Source organism: Mesorhizobium sp. M5C.F.Ca.IN.020.32.2.1 (assembly GCF_004023105.1).
GTDB lineage: Bacteria > Pseudomonadota > Alphaproteobacteria > Rhizobiales > Rhizobiaceae > Mesorhizobium > Mesorhizobium wenxiniae.
In genome coordinates this window covers 1-6,805 of sequence record NZ_RZSX01000293.1, presented here as the reverse complement: position 1 = coordinate 6,805, position 6,805 = coordinate 1, and the positions used below count along the sequence as shown (strand labels likewise).

The following is a 6,805-nucleotide window of genomic DNA, read 5'->3' as shown; positions in this document are numbered from 1 at the left end:
GGAGTTCCGCCACATCATCGAGCCGGAAGCGACCGCCTTTGCCGCGATGCGCCGCACAGACGAGCAGATGGCCGAGATCAGCCAGGCCTGCCGGGAGATGGGCCAAGCGACGACGCTGCAGGAGCGCACCCGCGCGGACACGCGTTTTCATCTGGCCATCCTGCGCGCCTCGGGCAACGACCTTCTGGTGCCGCTCGGTGTGCTGATCGAATCGGCCTTCGATCATCTGTTCGCCTATACGACGCGGGAACTGGACGATTTGCAGCACGCGCAGAAGCTGCACGAGGCGATCGAAAAGAACATTCGCCTGCAGCGGCCGGATGCGGCGCGCAACGCGGTGCGCAAGCTGTTGGCCAATACAGATAGCGTCATCAAGTCGAGGTAGGCCGACCCTCTAATCTTCTCTCGGGCGCCCAAACACCGCGCGCAGTTCGTCCTTGGCGTCCTCCAGCACTTTCTTCTGCTTGGCCGGCAGGTTCTTGCCGGCACGGTTGATGTAGAAATTCAGCATCGACATGGCGGATTGGAACGGCTCGGCCTTGCGCCGGTCACTATGTTCGGCCGATCGCTTCAGCGAGGCCGCGATCTTTTTAGGGTCGTGGGATTCGAAGACGTGCTCCTCGAGGTCCAGCGCATCGCTGTGCTCCGTCACCTCGGCCGACCATTTCCTTTTCGCGGTCATGACAGACTCCTTCCATTGGTGCGTTGATGGAAAACTCCGGGACGGCGGCCACTGTTCCACTTCAGCTCAAATCCCTGGAGCCACGGATTTGCGTGATGTGGCGCTGCACGGCGCTGCCAATGTGCCGATAGTGGTGTCGAACCGGTCGATTTTGCAGAATCGCGGACAGGAAACGCCTTGACCACAACCTTCTCCAGCCAGCCAAGCAGCCCCGGCATCGACAGCGCCTATGCCTGGATGCGGCTCGGCATCTCGATGCTGCTGGCGACGATCGGCGGCGTCGGCATGTGGGCGGTCGTCGTGGTGCTGCCGGCGGTGCAGGCCGAATTCGGCGTCGATCGCGCCGCCGCGTCGATGCCCTATACCGCGACCATGGTCGGCTTCGCCGTCGGTAATGTTGTGGTCGGCCGCGCCATCGACCGCGTGGGCTACTGGATACCGGCGCTCATTGCCTCGGTGGCGCTCGGCACTGGTTTCCTGCTGGCGTCGCTGACCACTTCGATCCTGCAGTTCACTCTTGCCCAGGGCCTTTTGATCGGCGTCGGCACGTCGGCGATCTTCGGGCCGCTGATCGCCGACATCTCGCACTGGTTCAACCGCCGGCGCGGCGTCGCGGTGACGGCTGCCGCCGCCGGCAGCTATCTCGCTGGGGCGGTCTGGCCGATGGCGATGCCCTATGTCATGCAGAGCGAAGGCTGGCGCTTCACCTATGGCGCGATCGGCGTCGTCTGCGTCGCGACCATGGTGCCGCTGATCCTGCTGCTCAGGCGCGGCGCGCCACGTGCCGCCGCTCCCGGGTCGCCCGGCAGCCGGCCCGTCCAGCCGATATCGCTGTCGCCGGCAGCCCTGCAGATGCTGCTCGTCGTCGCCGGCCTGGGCTGCTGCGTGGCGATGTCGATGCCGCAGGTCCATATCGTCGCCTATTGCATGGACCTCGGCTATGGCATGGCGCGTGGCGCCGACATGCTGTCGATCATGATGGTGGCGGGCGTCGTCAGCCGGCTGGCATCCGGTTTTCTTGCCGATCGCATCGGCGGCGTGAAAACCCTGCTGATCGGCTCGGTACTGCAAGGCTTGTCGCTGTTGTTCTACATCCCCTTCGACGGGCTCGCCTCGCTTTACGTCGTCTCGCTGGTTTTCGGCCTGTCGCAAGGCGGCATCGTGCCTTGTTATGCCATCATCGTGCGCGAATACATGCCGGCCAGAGAGGCCGGCCAGCGCGTCGGCGTCGTAATCATGGCGACGATTTTCGGCATGGCGATCGGCGGCTGGATGTCGGGTTGGATCTACGATATGACCGGCTCCTACGCCGCCGCATTCCTCAACGGCGTTGCCTGGAACCTGCTGAACATAGCGGCCATGGTGCTGCTGCTGTGGAAGGCGCGGCGCAGCGCCGCGGCGATGGCTTGAGCACTGACCCTTTGAATTTCGGCTCACGACCCCCAGCGGAAGTTCGCTGACTAATGGCTGACAGTCCGCTATCACCGGGCCACGTTCCTGCTTGACTTACACATATCTCGGCGGTTATTGATTGATCAAATAGCCAGCGAGTTATCGATTGCCATGTCACAGCCCCATGAGATCCTTTTCAGAACGCTTGCCGATCCGACGCGACGGGCCATCTTCGAGCGGCTGTGTCGCGACGGGGACCAGACCGTCGCGGCTCTGACCGCTCGGGCTGGGGTCTCGCAACCGGCAGTGTCAAAGCACCTTGGGGTTCTGAAGCAGGCCGGTTTGGTGCGCGACCGCCACGAAGGCCGCAACACGCACTATAGCGCGGAGCTCGGCGCCTTGGCGCCGCTGATCGACTGGACGAACCAAATGGCTGGGTTCTGGCAAAGCCGGTTCGACAACCTCGAAGATTTGCTCAAAAGGATGGACCAATGACCAATACTGAGACCGAAACGCGCGCCGTCGTTGTCGAACGGGAGGTAGCTTTTCCGCCGGAAAAGATCTGGCGCGCCCTCACGCAATCACACCTGATCGAGGAGTGGCTGATGAAGAACGATTTCAAGCCAGACGAGGGGCACCGTTTCAATCTTAGCGCGGACTGGGGGGCGGTCGACTGTCAGGTCCAGGCAGTCGAGCCCAACAAGACGCTGTCTTACACGTGGGATACCAAGGATCTCCGGAGTGTCGTCACGTGGACGCTCACCCCTACGAGCACGGGGACCCATCTGCGCATGGAGCAGTTGGGCTTCCGGCCGGATCAGCAGCAGTATTACCAGGGTGCCAAATATGGGTGGCAGCGGTTCTTTGCGAACCTGGAGCAGGTCCTGGCGCGGATAGAGTAAGGCGTGCCGGCGCCAACGGGCAATGGCCAACAAGACGTCATCAAATCAAACAAGCTTGCAAGAAGGCTGGCGCCAAGCGGGTCGCCCGATCCGCTTCAGCTCGTCTTCAGAGGAGGTGCTCATGAACTGGAACACGTGGATTCGGCAACTCCACCGCTGGCTGTCGATCATTTTTACGGCGGTCGTCGCTGCCATCTTCATCACCTTGGGCGTAGGTGTCGAGCCCGCCTACTGGGTATACCTCATGCCGCTGATCCCGCTCGCCTTGCTCATGCTCAGCGGTCTCTACTTGTTCGCATTGCCGTACGCCACGAGGTGGCGCAGCGGACGACGCACGGCGTAGAAGCCTGAGCACGGTGGACGACAAGACGCCCGCTCACCACCCACAGCCGAAATTCAAACTGTGGCGCTACCCGAGTTCGGGTAGCTGTCCTGGCCGGTTAGCTTGACAATGGGGTAAGGCTGCGCGACGCCAGACGGGTGCGGCAAGTCGGGTTGGCATGGCAATAGTGGCAAAGACGCTGAACAGCATTTCGTGGCCGCGCTGCGGCGAAGGCGCCGCGTTCGGGACAAGGCTGTGACCAAACCGCGCTCGCGCCGCGGCGGCGGCCGTCCGACGATCGCCGATGTCGCGCGTAAGGCCGGTGTCGGCGCCATCACGGTTTCCCGCGCCTTGCGCGAGCCGGGGCGTGTTTCGGAAGATCTGCGCCGCCAGATCCAGGCGGCTGTCGATGAGCTCGGCTATCTGCCCGACCCGAATGCGCGGGCGCTGGCTTCGGCGCGCGCCGAGGTCTTTGGCGTGCTGGTGCCGTCGCTCACCAACAGCGTCTTTGCCGAAGTGCTGCGCGGCATCTATGACAGCCTGTCCGACAGTTCCTACCGTATCCAGCTCGGCAATACCCATTATTCCGGCCTCGAGGAGGAACGGCTGCTGCAGGTGTTCGGCCCGCAGCGCCCGGCGGCGCTGATCGTGGCGGGCATCGACCAGACGCCAACGTCGCGAAGACTGCTGGAGACGGCCGGCTGCCCGGTGGTACAGGTCATGGAGACCGGGCCCGATCCGGTTGACATGATGGTCGGCTTCTCGCATTTCGACGGCGGCAAGGCGGCGACGGAGCACATGATCGAAATGGGCTATCGCCGCATCGGCTTCATCGGCGCGCGCATGGACCCGCGCTCGCAGCGTCGTTTGGCAGGCTATCGCGCGGCGATGGAGGCGGCCGGTCTGTTCGACCCGCGGCTGATCACCACCACGCCGGTGCCGTCCAGCGTGACGCTCGGCCGCGAACTGTTTCGTGACGCACTGGCCAAGGTGCCGAGGCTCGACGGTGTTTTCTGCAACAACGACGACATCGCGCTCGGCGTACTGTTCGAGTGCCACCGCGCCTCGATCGCCGTGCCGATGACGATCGGCATCACAGGCTTCAACGATCTCGACATGATGGAAGTGGCTTTTCCATCGGTCACTAGCATCCGGACGCCTCGCTACGAGATCGGCCGGCTGTCTGTCGCGATGGCGCTCGCGGCGATTGCAGGCAAGCGGCCGCAAGAGCCGGTCGTCGACCTCGGCTTCGAACTCAAGTGCCGCGAGAGCACAGCCCGCTAAAGGCACTGAAGCGCTTTGCAGGCATCGCGAAATGCCGCTTTACACCACGTCATGGGTAGCGCTACCATACGCCTCTAGGCAGAAGTCGCGGCATAGATCGAAGTCTGTTTATTATATATAAGCGACAGCTCACACTTGTTTATTATGTATAATATGATAGTTTTTACTTCGGTTTACCAACCGGCAAGGGAGGAGAACGGGTCGGCATTCGGCCGCCTGAAAGGCGCGACGAGCAAGGCGGGAGGTGCCGGGCCAGACGCGCGAGACGCGTAAGAACAATCAGAAGCTGCAACTGGGAGGAATATCGATGATCAAGTCACTCGTTGGTGGCATCATTGCCGCCACTGCATTGGTTATGCTGAGTTCGTCGGCGCTCGCCGAAGCCGAAATCGTCAAGGGCCCCTCTGCCGAGCCGGAATGCTTCGCGCCATGGGCGGCCGACACGCAGTTCTTCAAGTTTCCCAAGAAAGAAGGCCCGTACCGCATCGCGCTCGCCAATGGCTACATCGCCAACACCTGGCGCATCCAGATGGTGCAGACGGCAAAAGCCTATGCGGCGCAGCCGGAGGTCGCGGCGAAACTGAAGGAATTCAAGGTCGTCTCGACCGGCGAAGACGTGCCGGCGCAGATTTCGGCGATCAACAACTTCATCGATTCCGGCTATGACGCGATCGTCGTCAACGCGCAGAATCCGACGGCGTTCGGACCGGTCATCAAGCGCGCCAAGGAAGCCGGCGTCGTGCTGGTCGCCTTCGATAACATTCTCGACACCAAGGACGCCATCAACGTCAATGTCGATCAGAAAGGCCTTGGCGAGTTGTGGGCCAACTGGCTGATCAAGCATATTCCCAATGGTGGCAAGATCCTCGAAGTGCGCGGCGTTGCCGGCACGTCGGTCGACACCGACCGCCACAACGGCATCCATGAAGTTCTCAACGCTTCGGGTAAGAAGTGGGAGGTCACCGAAGTCATCGGCAAATGGGACGATGGCGTGGCGCAAAAGGCCTCGGCCGACGCGATCGCCACCAACGGCCCCTTCGACGGCGTCACTGGGCAGGGCGGCGACACCGGCATCGTCCAGGCGATGATCGACGCCAAGCATCCGTTCGTGCCGTTCGGCGGCGAAACGGAGAACGGCTTCCGCAAATTCTGCGCCAAGTTTGCCGCAGACGGGCTGAAATGTTCGTCGGCCGGAACCGGCCCCGCACAGGTGGCGGTCGCCATCAAGACGGCAATCGCAGCGCTCGAAGGCCAGGTCGTCCCGCAAGCGGTGAAGCTGCCGCTGGCGATCGTCGAGCATCCGAACTTCAAAGAAGGCGAGGACTATTTCCCCGACCAGTCCGACAATTTCTTCGTCGGCAACTCTTTCCCGACCTGCGGCATCAATTTCACGGCGCAGGAAATCATGGGCCAGAGCAAGGAAAACCAATAGACTGATCGCTCGGCGCCGCGGGATAATGCCGCGGCGCCGGTCCCGAAGAACAAGCGCCTTGGGAGGGGCCGATGGACGGTGCGGTTCCGCTCTTCCGCATGGAGGGCATATCCAAGCGCTATGGCGGTGTGCGGGCGCTGGAAAAGGCCGAGCTTTCGGTAACACCAGGCAGCATTCACGCCATCCTCGGCGAAAACGGCGCCGGCAAATCGACGCTGATCAAGGTCATGGCCGGCGTCGTCGCGCCTGACGAAGGCCGCATGATGCTGGACGGAAGCGAGGTGAGCTTCGCTTCGCCGGCCGCGGCCAACCAGGCCGGCATCGTCTGCATTTTCCAGGAACTGTCGCTCGTCCCCGAACTCAGCGTTGCCGACAACATCGTCATTTCCGATCCGCCGACACGCTTCGGCATGATCGACCGCAAGGCGCAGCGACGCATCGCGGAAGAAGCCCTGGCGCGCGCGGGCGCTGCCGACATCCACCCGCTGGCGCTGGTCAAGGATCTTCCGCTTTCAAGAAGGCAGATGGTCGAGATCGCCAAAGCACTTGCAAGGAAGCCGCGCATCCTGATCCTCGACGAGGCGACCTCGGCGCTGACTGCGGCCGACGTCGCCAAGATTTTCGGCGTGCTGAAGCGGCTGCGCTCGGAAGGGCTGGCGCTGCTCTACATCTCGCATCGCATGAACGAGATCGCTGAGCTTGCCGACCAGTGCACGGTCTTCCGCAACGGCCGCAATGTCGCCAGCTACGCAGCAGGCACCAAGAGCGACAATGAAGTCGTCGAGCTGATG

Annotated in this window: 9 protein-coding genes; 8 read left to right on the top strand and 1 reads right to left on the bottom strand. The window is 62.6% G+C overall.

Annotated elements, in window-relative coordinates; all coding sequences use genetic code 11:
• On the top strand, positions 1-385 hold a 385-nt coding region (locus tag EOA86_RS16345), incomplete at its 5' end, for an FCD domain-containing protein (RefSeq protein ID WP_164891780.1).
• A gap of 9 nt (positions 386-394) precedes the next feature.
• Here the strand turns inward: EOA86_RS16345 and EOA86_RS16340 are convergent.
• Complete coding sequence (locus tag EOA86_RS16340) at positions 395-682, bottom strand: DUF3175 domain-containing protein (protein WP_029351626.1); 288 nt, start codon at positions 680-682, stop codon at positions 395-397.
• Between the two features lie 177 nt (positions 683-859).
• Between EOA86_RS16340 and EOA86_RS16335 the strand changes: the two genes are divergently transcribed.
• The 7 genes from EOA86_RS16335 to EOA86_RS16305 all read left to right on the top strand — a co-directional run.
• Positions 860-2,092: an MFS transporter gene (locus EOA86_RS16335; protein WP_128342572.1), complete on the top strand. Its 1,233-nt coding sequence runs from the start codon at positions 860-862 to the stop codon at positions 2,090-2,092.
• A gap of 153 nt (positions 2,093-2,245) precedes the next feature.
• A complete protein-coding gene (locus EOA86_RS16330) occupies positions 2,246-2,569 on the top strand; it encodes a metalloregulator ArsR/SmtB family transcription factor (protein ID WP_029351622.1) in 324 nt (107 codons plus the stop codon).
• The gene (locus EOA86_RS16325; protein ID WP_065006745.1) at positions 2,566-2,976 is read left to right on the top strand and encodes an SRPBCC domain-containing protein; all 411 of its coding nucleotides are present in this window, start codon (positions 2,566-2,568) and stop codon (positions 2,974-2,976) included. Before EOA86_RS16330 ends, EOA86_RS16325 begins: the two co-directional genes overlap by 4 nt.
• A gap of 121 nt (positions 2,977-3,097) precedes the next feature.
• Positions 3,098-3,319 carry a hypothetical protein gene (locus EOA86_RS16320; RefSeq protein WP_065006772.1) on the top strand — a complete coding sequence of 74 codons (222 nt, stop codon included), beginning with the start codon at positions 3,098-3,100 and terminating at the stop codon, positions 3,317-3,319.
• 234 nt (positions 3,320-3,553) lie between these two features.
• A complete protein-coding gene (locus EOA86_RS16315; protein ID WP_128342570.1) occupies positions 3,554-4,582 on the top strand; it encodes a LacI family DNA-binding transcriptional regulator in 1,029 nt (342 codons plus the stop codon).
• 307 nt (positions 4,583-4,889) lie between these two features.
• The gene (locus EOA86_RS16310; RefSeq protein WP_065006774.1) at positions 4,890-6,014 is read left to right on the top strand and encodes a sugar ABC transporter substrate-binding protein; all 1,125 of its coding nucleotides are present in this window, start codon (positions 4,890-4,892) and stop codon (positions 6,012-6,014) included.
• A gap of 71 nt (positions 6,015-6,085) precedes the next feature.
• Positions 6,086-6,805 (top strand): ATP-binding cassette domain-containing protein (locus tag EOA86_RS16305; protein WP_164891779.1); only part of this gene is annotated, 720 nt, incomplete at its 3' end.